13 protein-coding genes and 1 pseudogene are annotated in these 15,917 nt (G+C 51.1%); 6 read left to right on the forward strand and 8 right to left on the reverse strand.

Annotated features, from left to right (window positions below):
* Window positions 1–152: 152 nt before the first annotated feature.
* The gene (locus tag FN082_RS06895) at window positions 153–437 is read left to right on the forward strand and encodes a hypothetical protein (RefSeq protein WP_139536986.1); all 285 of its coding nucleotides are present in this window, start codon (window positions 153–155) and stop codon (window positions 435–437) included.
* A gap of 53 nt (window positions 438–490) precedes the next feature.
* Here FN082_RS06895 and FN082_RS06900 read toward each other — a convergent pair whose 3' ends face one another.
* A complete protein-coding gene (locus FN082_RS06900) occupies window positions 491–1,291 on the reverse strand; it encodes a DUF2950 family protein (RefSeq protein ID WP_142981342.1) in 801 nt (266 codons plus the stop codon).
* Window positions 1,292–1,301: 10 nt separating this feature from the next.
* Window positions 1,302–2,945 (reverse strand): DUF3300 domain-containing protein, encoded by a 1,644-nt coding sequence (locus FN082_RS06905; protein WP_142981343.1) that lies wholly within the window; start codon window positions 2,943–2,945, stop codon window positions 1,302–1,304.
* 355 nt (window positions 2,946–3,300) lie between these two features.
* On the opposite strand from FN082_RS06905, the gene acnB reads away from it, so the two are divergent.
* Complete coding sequence (acnB, locus tag FN082_RS06910; RefSeq protein WP_142981344.1) at window positions 3,301–5,898, forward strand: bifunctional aconitate hydratase 2/2-methylisocitrate dehydratase; 2,598 nt, start codon at window positions 3,301–3,303, stop codon at window positions 5,896–5,898.
* Window positions 5,899–6,073: 175 nt separating this feature from the next.
* A complete protein-coding gene (gene yacL / locus FN082_RS06915) occupies window positions 6,074–6,436 on the forward strand; it encodes a protein YacL (protein ID WP_139536990.1) in 363 nt (120 codons plus the stop codon).
* Between the two features lie 35 nt (window positions 6,437–6,471).
* Here yacL and speD read toward each other — a convergent pair whose 3' ends face one another.
* The 5 genes from speD to FN082_RS06940 form a co-directional block, all read right to left on the reverse strand.
* Window positions 6,472–7,266: an adenosylmethionine decarboxylase gene (gene speD, locus FN082_RS06920; protein ID WP_139536991.1), complete on the reverse strand. Its 795-nt coding sequence runs from the start codon at window positions 7,264–7,266 to the stop codon at window positions 6,472–6,474.
* A gap of 14 nt (window positions 7,267–7,280) precedes the next feature.
* Window positions 7,281–8,144, reverse strand: a complete 864-nt coding sequence (gene speE / locus FN082_RS06925; RefSeq protein WP_139536992.1) for a polyamine aminopropyltransferase — start codon at window positions 8,142–8,144, stop codon at window positions 7,281–7,283.
* 155 nt (window positions 8,145–8,299) lie between these two features.
* On the reverse strand, window positions 8,300–10,123 hold the full coding sequence (locus tag FN082_RS06930) for an FKBP-type peptidyl-prolyl cis-trans isomerase N-terminal domain-containing protein (protein WP_142981345.1): 1,824 nt from the start codon (window positions 10,121–10,123) through the stop codon (window positions 8,300–8,302).
* Window positions 10,120–10,539, reverse strand: coding sequence for a permease (locus tag FN082_RS06935; RefSeq protein ID WP_235891655.1), 420 nt, complete (start codon window positions 10,537–10,539; stop codon window positions 10,120–10,122). The genes FN082_RS06930 and FN082_RS06935 overlap by 4 nt, the downstream gene beginning before the upstream one ends.
* Window positions 10,540–10,786: 247 nt before the next feature.
* Complete coding sequence (locus tag FN082_RS06940) at window positions 10,787–11,134, reverse strand: YacC family pilotin-like protein (protein ID WP_139536995.1); 348 nt, start codon at window positions 11,132–11,134, stop codon at window positions 10,787–10,789.
* A gap of 145 nt (window positions 11,135–11,279) precedes the next feature.
* Between FN082_RS06940 and cueO the strand changes: the two genes are divergently transcribed.
* Together cueO and FN082_RS06950 are read left to right on the forward strand one after the other, a co-directional pair.
* The gene (gene cueO / locus FN082_RS06945; protein ID WP_139536996.1) at window positions 11,280–12,884 is read left to right on the forward strand and encodes a multicopper oxidase CueO; all 1,605 of its coding nucleotides are present in this window, start codon (window positions 11,280–11,282) and stop codon (window positions 12,882–12,884) included.
* Between the two features lie 38 nt (window positions 12,885–12,922).
* Window positions 12,923–13,258 (forward strand): DUF1795 domain-containing protein, encoded by a 336-nt coding sequence (locus FN082_RS06950; protein ID WP_235892117.1) that lies wholly within the window; start codon window positions 12,923–12,925, stop codon window positions 13,256–13,258.
* 76 nt (window positions 13,259–13,334) lie between these two features.
* Here the strand turns inward: FN082_RS06950 and FN082_RS06955 are convergent, their stop codons facing one another.
* Window positions 13,335–15,725, reverse strand: coding sequence for a glucose/quinate/shikimate family membrane-bound PQQ-dependent dehydrogenase (locus tag FN082_RS06955; RefSeq protein ID WP_139536997.1), 2,391 nt, complete (start codon window positions 15,723–15,725; stop codon window positions 13,335–13,337).
* 70 nt (window positions 15,726–15,795) lie between these two features.
* On the opposite strand from FN082_RS06955, the pseudogene FN082_RS29955 reads away from it, so the two are divergent.
* A pseudogene (locus FN082_RS29955) lies at window positions 15,796–15,909 on the forward strand (hypothetical protein).
* The last annotated feature ends 8 nt before the right edge of the window (window positions 15,910–15,917 follow it).

A 15,917-nucleotide genomic window follows, 5' to 3' on the forward strand; every position in this document is an offset into this window, starting at 1 on the left:
CAGGCAAAATCGATAAGCGGCTCTGTGAGCCGCTTTTTTTATGGTTGATGTTTACAACTGTGTCGCTGTTAATAAAATTGCATGCCTTATTAATACTTTAAAAATAATCACCATGTAAACTTATAGGTAGTTAACTATATGCGAGGTGTGTGATGAAAAGATTATTAACGACGACGCTGCTGGCTGCGACTTTGGTTTCTGGTATGGCCTGCGCTGCTGATGCCTCCATTCCCTGGGCTGATAACAGCGGCGGTACCGAAAGCACCCATATTGCGGCAATGGGCCAGGATCTGAATATGCAGCATCAGCAGGTTACGAAGACCAGCGAAGGGGTGTGGGCGGCGAATTCCGGTAGCATCAGCTCCGATGAAGCGGCGTTGACCAGTTCTAAACCGGCTTTTGCGGGCGATCCGTCGCTGATGCCTCATCAGGGCTAAATTGAAGTGGTGATACTGCCCGGCGGCGCAATCGCGAGCGCACCGGGCATTTTTTATTGATTGATGGCCTGCCAGTTTGAATCAGGCGAAAACTGAGAAATTACCTGCGCCTTGCTCTGCGTCTCATCACCTAAATTAGCCTGATAAACCTCATCATTTTGGTTGATCATAAAGCTCATGATGCCGGTTTTCCCCCATTCAACGGGCCACGCCAGCAGAGCAACGCCCTGACTCTCGCCATCTTTAATAATACGAAAACGATAGCCGTGATAGCCCTCTCCGGGTTCTGCCGGGCTAAAGGCTGGCCCTAATGGACTGGGTGCTTCTCCCGGAGCAACGGGCCAGTAGAGGCCATCTTTCTTACCATCGCTGCTGATGATTTTTTGCGCCCAGGCGTGGTTTAACTGATAAAAGTCTTGCTGGGCGTCGACGTAAGCATGCATCGCCTGAATAGCTGAGAGTTCATTGCGACCGATCGCGCGGGTGAGGATCTCATCTTCAGCCGCGGCCATATCAAAACGCCAGTCGTTGTTATCCTTGATGATGGGAATCGGTAACCGCCACCCTTCCTGGCCCACCTCCAGCCAGGCGTTATTCTCTTGCTGAACGATGCGATGCCCGATCTTCCAGTCGCGCTGAAAGCGTTCGACCGCGTCCGGGTCAATGCCATCCGGTGGTAAAAACTGCGACCAGTTATCGCCGAGCAGCGTATCCAGCGCTGATTCATCGTGATGGTTGATGGCCTCCGCCAGCGCGCCAGCGGCCTGTTCCGGTGTAGAAAACTGTTGCTGCGCCAGCGTCATGATCGGGGATATCGCCAGCGCCAGCAGCGTTATTTTTAAAAGTTTTTTCATCTGATTATCCTCAGCGGCGACGCAGTTCACGGTGTTCAGAAAGATGTTCTCTGGCTGCGCCACGCTGCTCGCTATTTAAGCCCGATATATGACGACTCTCTAACCCTCGCTCCTGCTGTGACTGCCATGAGGGGGCGCGACTATCGTTACCGCTCAGGGCGTTGGCGCGGAGGTTATTTAACTTCTGCTGGCTCTGTTCAGGCGCTGCTGTCTGAAACTGCTCGCGGCGTTGCTGCTGTTGCGCCGAGGGATGCTGAATCTGCGTTTTAACCGTTTCCCTGTGCTGCTGTTGTTGGGCTGTTGGATGTTGAAGCTGGTTTTTTACCGCGTCATGGCGCTGTTGTTGAGTCGCGTTATTTTTTACCGTCGGAGTTGAGTCATAGCCGCGGTAGTTATTGCGCTGGGCTACCTGGTGCAGTTGCTGGGATGCTGCCTGGCGCTGGGCATCGCGGGAAGGCGCATGCGCAGGTGGATTACCTGCTGTTGTTGCAGACCCGGTTCGTTGTTGCAGTTGCGTCATCGCTGCCTGACGTTGCGCATTACGGTCGACCGGCTGATGTTGGGTCGCGCTTAGCCCGCCGGGAACATTGGTCTGATGGAACTGCTGTGCGGTGTTATTGTTCGGGTACGGAATATTGCCGCGCCAGGCCGGGTTATGCTGCCAGTTGGTGTGATTTCCCGGCAGGTTTTGGCCCGTTATATGATTGAAATTGTTTACATTGATATTAATGTTATCGCCGTTATGCGAGTAGCCGCCGTGATGATCATCATCGTGGTGGTGATCGTCATCGTCATGATGGTGATCGTCATCATCCCAATCGATGCTGCTAAACAACGCGTAAGTTGTGGCAACGCCGAGACTATAGCCAAAGCCTTTGACGAAACTATCGGCGAACTGCTCTCCGGGAGGCGGTGGTAAATAGACGGGTGGATACGCAGTGTCAGGCCAGGTGCCATAAACAACAGAGGGGTTGTAATTGGGAACATAGACAACTTGAGGGTCGGCAGATTCAATTTTTATTACCGTCGGATCCGGTGGAGCCGTCGAAACGACCGTTACCCCATTCTTAGTTTGGGCGTGCGGTGGAGGCACATTTTTCAGGCTGGTACTGACCTTCTGCTGCGGTGTCGATTTCAACGTTCCGGTCTGCTGCGCGATGGCGCGCAGGCGCTGTACCGAGTCCATTACATCCTGCGGCTGGGCAAGAAACGCGTTACCCAGACTTTCTACCCATGGCGGATTTTCTCCCATCATCGCTAACAGCGAAGGGAAGGCGACCAGAGATTTTACGCTGGGATCCCAGGGCTGGTTTGCCACCGTCTGTACCGCCGCATCCCCTTTCATGGAGGGGTGATCCTGCGACCACTGCACCGCCTGGATAACGTTGTTCGGGTAAGTGGAGGCCATCAGCACCTGTGACAGCAGATTGTCTGGATAGAGCGCGATTGGCGCGACCCACTGGTCAATTTGCGCCGGAGTATAGGTCGTGGTGACCGGCTGAGCGGCAGCTTGTTCTGGTGTGGTCTGCGCAACGGCAGGGGGCTCGGGGACGGTTTGCGGCTCCCGACTTTTAACATAAAGCGTACCAGCAGCGGCTAATAACCCGGCGCTGCAAAGCAGTGCGAGCACATGGGGTTTGAAAGGCAGTGTCATAAGAACTCCCGGCACAGAAATTGGCCCGTTTTGACAGAGTATTGTCGAAAAGCGGGGGATTGCCTGAGTATAAGCAGAGCGTATTTGCGTTTTTGATTTTTGTTGGGATTTTGGCCAGTTATGTGTAACAGAATTAATTTTATGTTCCGCTAAACTGACAGAAAACCTGCAATATTCTGCCCTTAACGATTCAGCTAATTTTTAATGTTGCTTTTTTGTAAACAGATTAACACCTCCCCAAAATCCTGCTATGCTGCCGACGCGGTATCGGGCATTTACCCTACAAACTGCTGTCTCACAGGAGCGTGAAGAGAATCGCCTACCGCATTTTACAATGAGAGCGAGGAGAACCGTCGTGCTAGAAGAATACCGTAAGCACGTAGCTGAGCGTGCCGCCGAGGGGATTGTACCGAAACCCTTAGATGCAACCCAAATGGCCGCGCTGGTAGAACTGCTGAAAAACCCGCCTGCGGGTGAAGAAGAATTCCTGTCAGACCTGTTAATTAACCGCGTACCGCCGGGCGTCGATGAAGCCGCCTATGTTAAAGCCGGATTCCTTGCCGCAATCGCCAAAGGCGAAGCGACTTCCCCACTGGTTACCCCTGAAAAAGCCATCGAACTGCTGGGCACCATGCAGGGCGGATACAACATCCATCCGCTGATTGACGCGCTGGACGACGCAAAGCTGGCACCAATTGCCGCTAAAGCGCTGTCTCATACTCTGCTGATGTTCGATAATTTCTACGACGTAGAAGAGAAAGCTAAAGCGGGCAATGAATATGCCAAACAGGTGATGCAATCCTGGGCCGATGCTGAATGGTTCCTGAACCGTCCGCAGCTGGCGGATAAAATCACCGTTACCGTTTTTAAAGTCACCGGTGAAACCAACACCGATGACCTGTCTCCGGCCCCTGATGCCTGGTCCCGCCCGGATATCCCGCTGCACGCTCTGGCGATGCTGAAAAACGCCCGTGAAGGAATCGACCCGGATCAGCCTGGCGTTGTTGGCCCGATCAAACAGATCGAAGCGTTGCAGCAGAAAGGTTTTCCGCTGGCCTACGTTGGCGACGTGGTGGGGACCGGTTCTTCCCGTAAATCTGCCACCAACTCGGTACTGTGGTTTATGGGCGATGACATCCCGAACGTGCCGAACAAGCGCGGCGGCGGTCTGTGCCTCGGCGGTAAAATTGCGCCTATCTTCTTCAACACCATGGAAGATGCGGGCGCGCTGCCGATTGAAGTGGACGTGAACAGACTGAACATGGGTGACGTGATTGACGTTTACCCGTTCAAAGGCGAAGTGCGTAACCACGAAACCAACGAACTGCTGGCTAACTTTGAGCTGAAAACCGATGTGTTGGTTGACGAAGTGCGCGCTGGTGGTCGTATTCCGCTGATTATCGGTCGTGGTCTGACGACCAAAGCGCGTGAAGCGCTGGGTCTGCCGCACAGCGATGTATTCCGTCAGGCGAAAGACGTGGCGGAAAGCAATCGTGGCTACTCTCTGGCGCAGAAAATGGTGGGCCGCGCCTGCGGCGTTGCGGGTATCCGCCCGGGCGCTTACTGCGAGCCGAAGATGACTTCCGTTGGTTCTCAGGACACCACCGGCCCAATGACCCGTGATGAACTGAAAGATCTGGCGTGCTTAGGCTTCTCCGCTGACCTGGTCATGCAGTCCTTCTGTCATACTGCCGCTTATCCGAAACCGGTTGACGTCACGACTCACCACACGCTGCCGGACTTCATCATGAACCGTGGCGGGGTTTCTCTGCGTCCGGGCGATGGCGTTATCCACTCCTGGCTGAACCGTATGCTGCTGCCGGATACCGTCGGTACCGGTGGTGACTCGCATACCCGTTTCCCGATTGGTATCTCCTTCCCGGCGGGTTCAGGTCTTGTGGCATTTGCCGCGGCGACCGGCGTGATGCCGCTGGATATGCCGGAATCCGTGCTGGTGCGCTTTAAAGGCAAAATGCAGCCGGGTATCACCCTGCGCGATCTGGTCCATGCGATCCCTTTGTATGCAATCAAACAGGGCCTGCTGACCGTCGAGAAGAAAGGTAAGAAAAACATCTTCTCTGGCCGCATTCTGGAGATCGAAGGTCTGCCGGATCTGAAGGTTGAGCAGGCGTTTGAGCTGACCGATGCTTCCGCTGAGCGTTCTGCTGCTGGTTGTACCATCAAGCTGAACAAAGAGCCGATCGTTGAGTACCTGACCTCCAACATCGTGCTGCTGAAGTGGATGATCGCGGAAGGCTACGGCGATCGCCGTACCCTGGAACGTCGCGTTCAGGGCATGGAAAAATGGCTGGCGGATCCGCAACTGCTGGAAGGTGATGCGGATGCAGAGTATGCAGCGGTGATCGACATCGATCTGGCGGATATCAAAGAGCCAATTCTGTGTGCGCCGAACGATCCGGACGACGCGCGTCTGCTGTCCGATGTGCAGGGCGAGAAGATCGACGAAGTGTTTATCGGTTCCTGCATGACCAACATCGGCCACTTCCGTGCCGCCGGTAAGCTGCTGGACAGCCACAAAGGCCAGCTGCCAACCCGTCTGTGGGTGGCGCCGCCAACCCGTATGGACGCCGCACAGCTGACCGAAGAAGGCTACTACAGCGTGTTTGGTAAGAGCGGTGCGCGCATCGAAATCCCGGGCTGTTCGCTGTGCATGGGTAACCAGGCGCGTGTAGCCGACGGTGCGACGGTCGTCTCGACTTCAACCCGTAACTTCCCGAACCGTTTAGGTACCGGTGCGAACGTCTTCCTGGCTTCTGCGGAGCTGGCGGCAGTGGCGGCGCTTATCGGTAAGCTGCCGACGCCGGAAGAGTACCAGACCTACGTTGCGCAGGTGGATAAGACGGCGGCGGATACCTACCGCTATCTGAACTTCGACCAGCTTGGTCAGTACACTGAGAAGGCTGACGGGGTTATTTTCCAGACCGCGGTGTAATGCGCTAAGCCTGCGTTGTACATAATCCCTTCAATGCCCGGTGAACTTTGCGTCACCGGGCATTTTTATTTCTAATCCCTCCATCCGCTACGCTTTTTTTCTCTCTTACTGCTGCGATAATGATTCTATGGGTACAGTGCAGCGGTGACGCATTGCCCTTGCAGAGGAAAAGACTATGGATTACGAATTTCTGCGCGATATTACCGGCGGGGTAAAGGTGCGAATGTCGATGGACCATGAGGCGATTGGCCACTGGTTCAACGAAGAGGTTAAAGATAACCTTGCCCTGCTGGATGAGGTGGAGCAGGCCGCAAGCACCGTTAAAGGCAGTGAACGTTCCTGGCAGCGTGCTGGTCATGAGTACACATTATGGCTGGATGGTGAAGAAGTCATGATTCGTGCTAATCAGCTGGACTTTTCTGGTGATGAGATCGAAGAGGGAATGAGCTATTACGACGAAGAAAGCCTCTCTCTGTGCGGCATCGAGGATTTTTTACAGGTCGTTGCCGCCTATCGTGAATTTATGCAGCAACGTTGAGTGAGTCTGGTGGAGCCTCCGTGCTCCGCCAGTCGCTATACCGCCGGTATATTCCTGGCATAGTAAATTTCGCGCATCTCTTTCCAAAGCTGGTCGGTAATAATCTTGCGCTCGTCTTCCGTTAAATCTTCCGGCCTGGTATGGAACATGTAGTGCTTAAGGTCGAACTCCTTAAGCAGCATTTTGGTATGGAAGATATTTTCCTGGTAAACGTTAACGTCCACCATGTCATACAGGGATTTAATATCATCAGACATGAAATTCTGAATAGAGTTGATTTCATGATCGATGAAGTGCTTCATACCGTTCACATCGCGGGTAAAGCCGCGAACGCGATAATCAATGGTGACGATATCGGATTCTAGCTGGTGAATCAGATAATTCAGAGCCTTAAGCGGAGAAATGACGCCACAGGTTGAGACTTCAATATCGGCACGGAAGGTACATAATCCACCCTCGGGATGGCTTTCCGGGTAGGTATGAACGCAAATATGGCTTTTATCAAGATGGGCCACGACGGTTTCCGGTAGCGGGCCAGGGTGTTCAGTTTGGTCGATAAGCTGAGGGTCAATCGGTTCTTCGCTGACCAGAATGGTCACGCTGGCACCCTGCGGTTCATAATCCTGGCGAGCGATGTTCAGAATATTAGCGCCAATGATTGAGCAGGTTTCTGACAGTATCTCAGTCAGACGATTGGCGTTATAAAGCTCATCAATATAGGCAATATAGCCATCGCGCTCTTCCGCCGTTTTTGCATAGCAGATATCGTAAATACAAAAACTCAGGCTCTTGGTCAGATTGTTAAAGCCGTGCAGCTTCAATTTTTTCAATTTAGATCACCCCCTTACTTAACGGTGGACAGTGCATCCAGCAGATATTGCGGCAAAGCGAATGCCGCAGTGTGGATCGCCGGATTGTAATAACGGCACTTCAGACCGGATTTATGGAAACGAGCCTGGATGATTTCACTGGAAAGATGGCGTAGCGCTTCGTTATCCGTGGCCCACGCGAAGGTCATGATACCGCCGTAATAGGTTGGGATAGCGGCCTGGTAAAAGCTGACGTCACTGAAGTAATGGCTAAGCTTACGGTGGCTACCAATAGCTTCATCCTGCTGCAAGAAGCAAACGCCATTCTGGGCGACGAAGATCCCGCCGGGATTCAGGCAGCGTTTACAGCCTTCATAAAATGCGGAAGTGAACAGGCTCTCACCGGGTCCAATCGGATCGGTACAATCGGAGATAATGACGTCAAACGTTTGCTTCGTCTGGTTTACAAAATTGACGCCGTCGTCAATGACCAGGGTAAAACGTGGATCGTCGTATGCGCCCGCGTTGTGATTTGGAAGATACTGGCGACAGAACGAAACCACGCCAGCATCGATCTCAACCATAGTGATAGTTTCGATATTACGATGACGGGATACTTCGCGCAGCATGGCCCCGTCGCCGCCGCCGATAATCAACACGTGTTTCGCCTGACCATGGGCCATCAAAGGAACATGCGTCATCATCTCATGATAGATAAACTCATCGCGTTCGGTAGTTTGTACTACGCCGTCCAGAGCCATTACCCGACCAAAAGCGGCGTTTTCGAAAATGATCAAATCCTGATGATCGGTTTTCTCATGATAAAGCACATTATCAACGCTGAAATACTGACCAAAATGGTCGTGTAGCGTCTCATGCCACAGATTGTTATCGGCCACAGGTAGCTCTCCTTTATTAACATCCGTTACACCCATAAAAAATGAGCGCAACATCATAGCCAACTATAGAAGATGATGCACGGTGGATATTTCAGCAGTTATGGGAAGAAGCATTTCTTTATTGAAAATGCCTCCGTTCTCTGGAGGCATCAGGGTCAGGGGTTTTTTGCCTGTGGTTCCGCCGCAGTGGCATCGACAATTCTCACTTCATAAACCATGGTGGCGCCCGGGGGAATTTTCGGTGGCTTACCTTCACTACCGTAGGCAAGATCGGATGGGATCACGATTGTTATAGAACCGTGGTTACCCAGACGTTTTATTGGTCCAAGGAAGATGGGGGGGTAGGATTTTAGCGTCTGCGACCAGACTTTTCCCTCTGCTTCCATATCATTAATAACGGTACCATCAATAAGCGTTTCCTTGATGGTCACCGTAACGGTGTCGCTGTCGAGAATCTTGCCTTCGCCAGCATAATCGATACGGCTATAGACACCATCTTTGAGCACCACGCCTTTTTGTTTGGCAAACTTTTGTTGATACTTCTTTCCTTCACTCAGGGTTTGCTGCTCAATCTTATTCAGATTCTGAAAGACTTTTTTGGACACATCGAATAAAGCTTTATTGCGCACCTTCTCATCAAGGGCAATTTTTCCAGAAAATGAGTCAACGATACCCTGTAATACAACATCCTGGCTGACTTTTATGCCTTGTGAATTCCGCGTGGACAGTACTTTGAGCGCTTCATCGCCCATTGAAGCCCCGATAGCGTAAGCCTGCTGCTGTGACTCTTTAGTGAGATCGAGCGACGCAGGTTTTTTATCCGATTGATGAGTTTCAACTTTATTGGCTAGTTTTGCCTTTAGTTGCTTAATCTCATCTGCATTGGCCTGTAGCTGAGCCTTATCTTTATCAGCCTGAAGCTGGCGTGCCTTTTTCTCATCGGCGGTCTGCTGCTTGCTGAGGGAAAACGCATCTAGTTTTGCCGTGAGGGCTTGTATTTCTGTCGCCGCAGCGGTCAGTTTTGCTGCCAGATCTTGTTTTGCTGTCTCAGCTACATTGAGTTTTGCTGTCAGGGTCTGATGTGCGGTTTCTGTTGCTTTGAGCTTTGTGGTCAGGGACTGCTGCGCCGTTTCTGCTGCATTAAGTTTAGCCTGGAGAGATTGTTGTACCGTCTCTGCTGTAGCGAGTTTCGTCACGAATGCTTGCTTCTCAGAACCCGTGGCAGCTAACTTCTCAGTGAGTAACTGTTTTTCTTTTGCCTCTGCGGTGAGTTTGCCTGTGAGAGATTGTTTATCCGATTCAGCATTAGCGAGTTTTATTGCTGTATCCCGCTTTTCTTTTTCAGCGGTAGCCAGTTCCTTGATCAGTTTCTGTTTTTCAATTGTCAACTCGGTAAGTAATATCTCAATCTTTTGTCTTTCTGACTCTGTGACGGCCAGTTTCATAGCCTGTTGTTGAAGTTTATTTTCTATAGCATCAGATGTGATGGAGTCCTGTTTTTTTTCATCCGCGACTGCGCTCTTTTTTTTAAGCAGCTGTTCTTTTTCAGCTACAGCAACGTCTAAGTTTTTCTGTAATTGTTTAATTTTTTCAATAAGCTCTTTTTGACTCTCAGAAGAGGGGGCAACCGCTGAGCGAGCGTCGAGCTGCTTTTGAAGTTGGCGGATTATTTTATCTTTTTGCGCAATGATTAAGGCCTGACTGGAAACGTTTTTTGTTTTTTTAATAGAGGCATTCTTACTGGTTTTAGTATTATCGCCTTTGGTTTCAACAGGGGTGTCAGGCCCTTTACTTTCTTGAGCCTGTTGCTGTTTCGCATAGTTTAAAAAGGCGGGCCCCGAGTCGTCACTTTTCGAGTTTGCCGTGACGTTTATCAACGCATCCTTTTCTGCATATGCATTATAGGATAACGATAGCGCCAGCATGAAAATCATAACCAGCGGTATCGTATTGAATTTTAAATCTATTGGCCTGTTCATGGCTGAACGTTTTCACCGCGTTTAACAAGGCTATCTATCAGCTCTTTTTCAATATCGGCACAAAGCTTGATTGATTTGAACTGGTACATTGAATCGATCCCCTGTTTTGTCGGTTCTGCAACTTTACTCCGTACAGAATTATATTGAGATGCGGCACTCAATAGAGCCGTGAAATCGTTACCGAGTTTAGCTGCCTGCTTGGGGTTCACTTCTTTTAGAGACTCTAAAGCTTTGCGGCATGCGTCTATACGCGCTTGCTCTTCTGCGATTCTTTGCTCTTCGGTTTGCTGTTGGCTTAATGTCGCGTCAGGTAATGGTTTCATTAATCTGGTCGATTGTCGGGACTGCGTTGAATTACAACCCACCAATAAAATGATGGCCAGAGGCGCTATGCGTGTAAATAAGGATATGTTCAAAGGTTTCATTCCATTGATAAAAAGAAGCGTTGTTGGGCGATAATAGTGTGCAAAAAAAAAGATTGCAATAATAGAATCTTTGTTTTTAAAAAAATCGATTCTATTAATTAGCTAAATATTTAATGAATTATCATTGAATTTTATGAATTGAGGTAAAGATTACTGTGGCTTTAAAACTGGCAGGGTATTAATACTATCCGCAATAGCCGTATTAGAACGGCTACTGATTTTGGAATGAAGGTGATGTTTATTTCACATAAGCAAGCAGGCTAAGTGAGTCGCGAGCAAGTGCTTTACATTTTTTAGTGGTTGGGATTTTGATTCCACTGAGGTCACGGTAGCTATCTTCGCCCAGCGCTTTCATGTTGAAGCTGTCGTAATTGCTTAAATCCCATTGATTCTGCTGAGCAAAGAAGACCAGAGCACGGCGTATTTGCGTGTTAGGTAAATTTTGATAGCCGCAGTCGTTCTTCAGAAAGACAAATACTGCCGTTAAATCAGCCATATCTTCCGCTTCTGACTCGCTTAATGCATAGCTGTTGGCGGATAGAGCAAGCAGGCTGCTGAGCACTATTGTTCTGAAAAGCGTCTTCATTTTCTTTACCATTGAATCACGGACGAACAACGTTAGCATACTTCTTTACACTACGCCGAGCTTTATTCTTACTCTTCTGCTTGACCTTCCCGTTGGTGGAAGGTTTAAGCTCAATTATTCACCAGCAGAATAAAAGGATGTGAAAATGCAACGTCGTGAGTTTCTTAAATTAACCGCTGCGGTCAGCGTGGCCAGCGCATTGCCGCTATGGAGCCGCTCGGTTTTTGCCGCCAGTCGCCCATCTTTACCAGTGCCAGAGTTGCTGACCGCCGACGCGCGCAATCGCATCACATTAACCATTCAGGCTGGCAGGACGCAATTTGGTTCTCACCTTGCCACTACATGGGGCTATAACGGTAGTTTGCTGGGACCAGCGCTGCAGCTTAAACAAGGAGAAACGGCGACGATTGATATTCATAACCGCCTGGCTGAGGAAACAACCGTGCATTGGCATGGACTGGAAGTGCCCGGAGAGGTGGATGGCGGCCCGCAGGGCGTGATTGCCGCAGGTGGTTCCCGAACGGTCAGTTTTACTCCGACACAGCGAGCGGCAACCTGCTGGTTTCACCCACATCAGCATGGTAAAACCGGCCGACAGGTGGCAATGGGGTTGGCAGGCCTGGTGCTGATATCTGATGCAGAAAGCGAAAAGCTGCTTCTGCCAAAGCAGTGGGGGATCGATGATGTCCCGGTGATTGTGCAGGATAAAAAATTCACTTCAGCCGGTGAGATTGATTATCAGCTCGATATTATGAGCGCAGCCGTTGGCTGGTTTGGTGATACGTTGCTGACCAATGGAGCACTTTATCCTGAACATGCTGCGCCTCGCGGCTGGCTGCGCCTGCGTTTGCTTAACGGCTGTAATGCGCGTTCTTTGAATTTCTCAACCAGCGATAATCGACCTATGTACGTAGTAGCAAGCGATGGTGGCTTGCTGGCTGAACCTGTGAAACTTAATGAGCTACCGGTGTTAATGGGGGAGCGTTTTGAAGTCCTGGTGGATACGACAGACGGTAAACCTTTTGATCTGATAACGCTGCCGGTGAATCAGATGGGAATGGCCATTACCCCGTTCGATAAACCGCAGCCGGTATTGCGCGTTCAACCTCTGACGATTCAGGCTTCCGGCAAGCTGCCAGATGTTCTGGCCGCGATGCCAGCTCTGCCCTCTTTACAAGGGCTAACTCAGCGTACGCTGCAGCTCTCTATGGATCCGATGCTTGATATGATGGGCATGCAGGCGCTGATGCAAAAATATGGTGACCAGGCGATGTCCGGAATGGACCATAGCATGATGATGAATCATGGAGAGATGGGGAACATGAATAATATGAACCACGGTGACATGGGACACATGAATCATGGCGGCATGGGGCAGATGAAGCACAGTAATAAAGATTTTGATTTCCATAATGCTAACCGGATTAACGGCAAAGCATTTGATATGAATGTTCCCATGTTTGCAGCGGCGAAAGGGCAGTATGAGCGGTGGGTTATTTCCGGTAAAGGCGATATGATGCTCCACCCGTTCCATGTCCACGGTACTCAGTTCCGGATTTTATCGGAAAACGGCAAGGCGCCAGCAGCACATCGGAGCGGCTGGAAAGATACCGTACGGGTAGAGGGTGATGTGAGTGAAGTGCTAGTGAAATTTGACCATGATGCGCCGAAAGAACAGGCCTACATGGCCCATTGTCATCTGCTGGAGCATGAAGATACCGGTATGATGTTGGCCTTTACCACCGCCTGAGGTTGTGCTTCAACCTGCTCGTTCACCCTGGCGGGCAGGTGATTTACGGGGATGAAAAAGGCAAAGCCTCTTTGGGGATCACGGCAGGCCGTAACCCACTTCCTGCGGATAAGCTTGATGCATTTAAAGATGTGATGCTTAAGATGCTGGAGAATTTAAAACCACAGGCTGAAGCCGTCACGGTGGATGGTCATAATGGTTGGCTACTCACTTTCCGCTCGCAGGCGCCGGATACTGAAATTCTTAATATGATGTTAATCATATCGCAGGATGATAAAGCGGTGCAGATGACGTTTAATATGACTAAAGATTTGATAGAACAGTATCAGGAAGCGGCAAAAGCTTCTTTGCTGTCCCTTAAGTTTGATAAATAACGTCAATATCTGATATGAAAAAACGCCCGCGAAGGGCGTTTTTTATGACCTATCTTAAACTAAGATGGGTTATTTTTTACTTCGCGTCGTCAGGCAAAGCGTAAGCGACAATATAGTCGCCCATCTTCGTGCCAAACGAACCATGACCGCCGGCAGAGATGACCACGTACTGCTTGCCATTCACTTCATAGGTCATTGGTGTTGCCTGGCCGCCTGCTGGCAGACGTGCCTGCCATAATTTCTCACCGTTACTCATATTGTACGCGCGCAGGTAATTATCTGCGGTTGCGCCAATAAACAGTACGTTACCGGCTGTTGAAATAGGGCCTCCCAGCATTGGCATACCCATATTGAACGGCAGCTTCACTGGCATTGGGAACGGCAGGCTATCCTGTGGTGTACCGATACGTTTTTTCCACACCACTTCGTTGGTTTTCAGATCCAGTGCGGAGATATAGCCCCAGGCTGGCTGTTTACACGGCAGGCCGAACGGTGACAGGAATGCATTCAGTGTTACGCCATACGGGACGCCGTACTGCGGTTGGATCCCTGACTCGGTACCGGAACCTTTCGCATCTTTCGGCGGTTCCATCGGGTTACCGGGACCGCGTGGGATCAGTTTTGATACAAACGGCAGCGCCATTGGGTTAGCAATTGCGACCTGGCGGTTTGGATCGACGGAGATACCGCCCCATTCGAACATGCCCAGGTTACCCGGGAATACCAACGTTCCTTGTTCCGATGGCGGGGTGAAGATGCCTTCATAGCGCAGCTGATGAAAGATAACGCGGCACACCAACTGGTCAAACATTGTGGCGCCCCACATATCCGCGCCGGTCAGGTCTTTCTTCGGACGGAAACTCAGATCGGAGAACGGCTGAGTTTTCGAAACATAGTCGCCTTTAGCCGCCCCTTGCGGAACCGGTTTTTCCGGTGCCGGGACAACCAGTTCGCCGTTGCGGCGGTCGAGGACAAAAATGTTGCCGGTTTTCGCCGGAGCGTAAATGACCGGAACGGTTTTGCCGTTCACGTCGATATCCGCCAGCGTTGGCTGCGACGGCATATCCATATCCCACAGGTCGTGGTGAACGGTCTGATAACTCCACGCCAGTTTTCCGGTAGTGGCATTCAGCGCCACGATGGAGCTGGCAAAGCGTTCCTGCTCTGGCGTACGATTACCACCCCAGATATCCGGTGTGGTCACGCCCATCGGCAGGTAGACGAGATCCAGCTTCGCGTCATAGGCCGCAGGTGCCCAGGAGTTAGGTGAATTCAGTGTGAAATGATGTTCATCATCCGGGATAGCATTCGGGTCTTTCGCGCCCGGATCGAATGCCCACAGCAGTTTGCCGGTATTCACATCAAAGCCGCGAATAACGCCTGACGGCTCGCGGGTTGAGAAGTTATCGGTTACAGCACCTGCGATAACAATGGTTTTATCCGTGATGATCGGCGGTGAAGTGGGTTCATACATGCCCGGCGTAGTGACTGGCATATTGGTTTGCAGGTTGAGAATGCCTTTATTTGCAAAGGACTCACATAGTTTACCGTTGTCGGCGTTGATGGCGAACAGGCGACCATCGTTGACAGGCAAAATGATACGGCGCGGGCAATCTGCAACCACATCCGCCGGGGCATTATCTGCTCTGGCTTCATGATATGAAACGCCGCGGCAGGTCACGTGCTGGAAAGATGGGTCTGAGTTAAGCTGCGGATCGAAGTGCCACTTCTCTTTACCGGTAGCAGCATCAAGGGCGAACAGACGCTGGTGCGCAGTACACAGATAGAGCGTGTCGCCAACTTTAATCGGCGTGACTTCATTGGTTATCTCACCCGGATCGTTAGGCTGCTTGAGGTCCCCGGTACGGAACACCCAGGCTTCTTTCAGGTTCTTCACGTTGTCGGCGTTGATCTGCTTCAGCGGTGAGTAACGCTGGCCTTCCTGGTTACGGCCATATGCCGACCAGTCGCCATCGGCAACCTCGGAAATTGGCGCTGCTGGCGTTGAGTCAGCGCTCAGCGTGCCGTTGACTTCCTGCGGGTCGTTGAAGCCAGCCCAGGTCAGAATACCGCCGCTGATGAGCAGCGCGACAACCAGTCCTGCAACCGCCCCGGCGGATGGTACCGGCAGACGACGCCAGACAAACGGCAGGATAAGCCAGATGCCGAAGAAGACCAGGATGTCGCTACGTGGCGTCAGCGCCCAGAAATCGAAGCCAACTTCCCAGACTCCCCAGATCATGGTGGCGAGCAGCAGCGCGGCGTACAGCCAAAGCGCAGAGCGCTTGCCGCGGAACAGCATGACGGTGACACCCAGCATCACCAGGCCTGCGACAGGGTAGTACCAAGAGCCGCCGAGAGCGACCAGCCAGGCTCCACCTGCTAATAGATAGAGGCCACAGAACGCTGCAAAAAGAGCCGTCAGCGTCACGAGTAGCCGTGATTGTTGAGATTTTGTTTCTGCCATAGAAAGATACTCATTTGTTTGTTAATTTTTTGACTGCAATTAATTATAGGATTTAACAAGTGTGATCGGAATCACAAAATGGGCTTTATTAATCACTGCACCGTAGATTTCTTTTTGCTGGTATACTGAGTGGCTTGCCGGTCAACGTCGATGCAATCGCAGCGGCTTTGATGATTTATTCTAAGAATCAAG

The organism is Klebsiella spallanzanii, from assembly GCF_902158555.1.
Taxonomy (GTDB): domain Bacteria; phylum Pseudomonadota; class Gammaproteobacteria; order Enterobacterales; family Enterobacteriaceae; genus Klebsiella; species Klebsiella spallanzanii.

What these genes read in the sequence shown, in the direction of transcription:
- FN082_RS06955 (WP_139536997.1), bottom strand. Translation starts at nt 15,725, where the DNA reads ATGGCAGAAACAAAATCTCAACAATCACGGCTACTCGTGACGCTGACG.
- FN082_RS06905 (WP_142981343.1), bottom strand. Translation starts at nt 2,945, where the DNA reads ATGACACTGCCTTTCAAACCCCATGTGCTCGCACTGCTTTGCAGCGCC.
- FN082_RS06930 (WP_142981345.1), bottom strand. Translation starts at nt 10,123, where the DNA reads ATGAACAGGCCAATAGATTTAAAATTCAATACGATACCGCTGGTTATG.
- FN082_RS06895 (WP_139536986.1), top strand. Translation starts at nt 153, where the DNA reads ATGAAAAGATTATTAACGACGACGCTGCTGGCTGCGACTTTGGTTTCT.
- FN082_RS06900 (WP_142981342.1), bottom strand. Translation starts at nt 1,291, where the DNA reads ATGAAAAAACTTTTAAAAATAACGCTGCTGGCGCTGGCGATATCCCCG.
- FN082_RS06940 (WP_139536995.1), bottom strand. Translation starts at nt 11,134, where the DNA reads ATGAAGACGCTTTTCAGAACAATAGTGCTCAGCAGCCTGCTTGCTCTA.
- cueO (WP_139536996.1), top strand. Translation starts at nt 11,280, where the DNA reads ATGCAACGTCGTGAGTTTCTTAAATTAACCGCTGCGGTCAGCGTGGCC.
- yacL (WP_139536990.1), top strand. Translation starts at nt 6,074, where the DNA reads ATGGATTACGAATTTCTGCGCGATATTACCGGCGGGGTAAAGGTGCGA.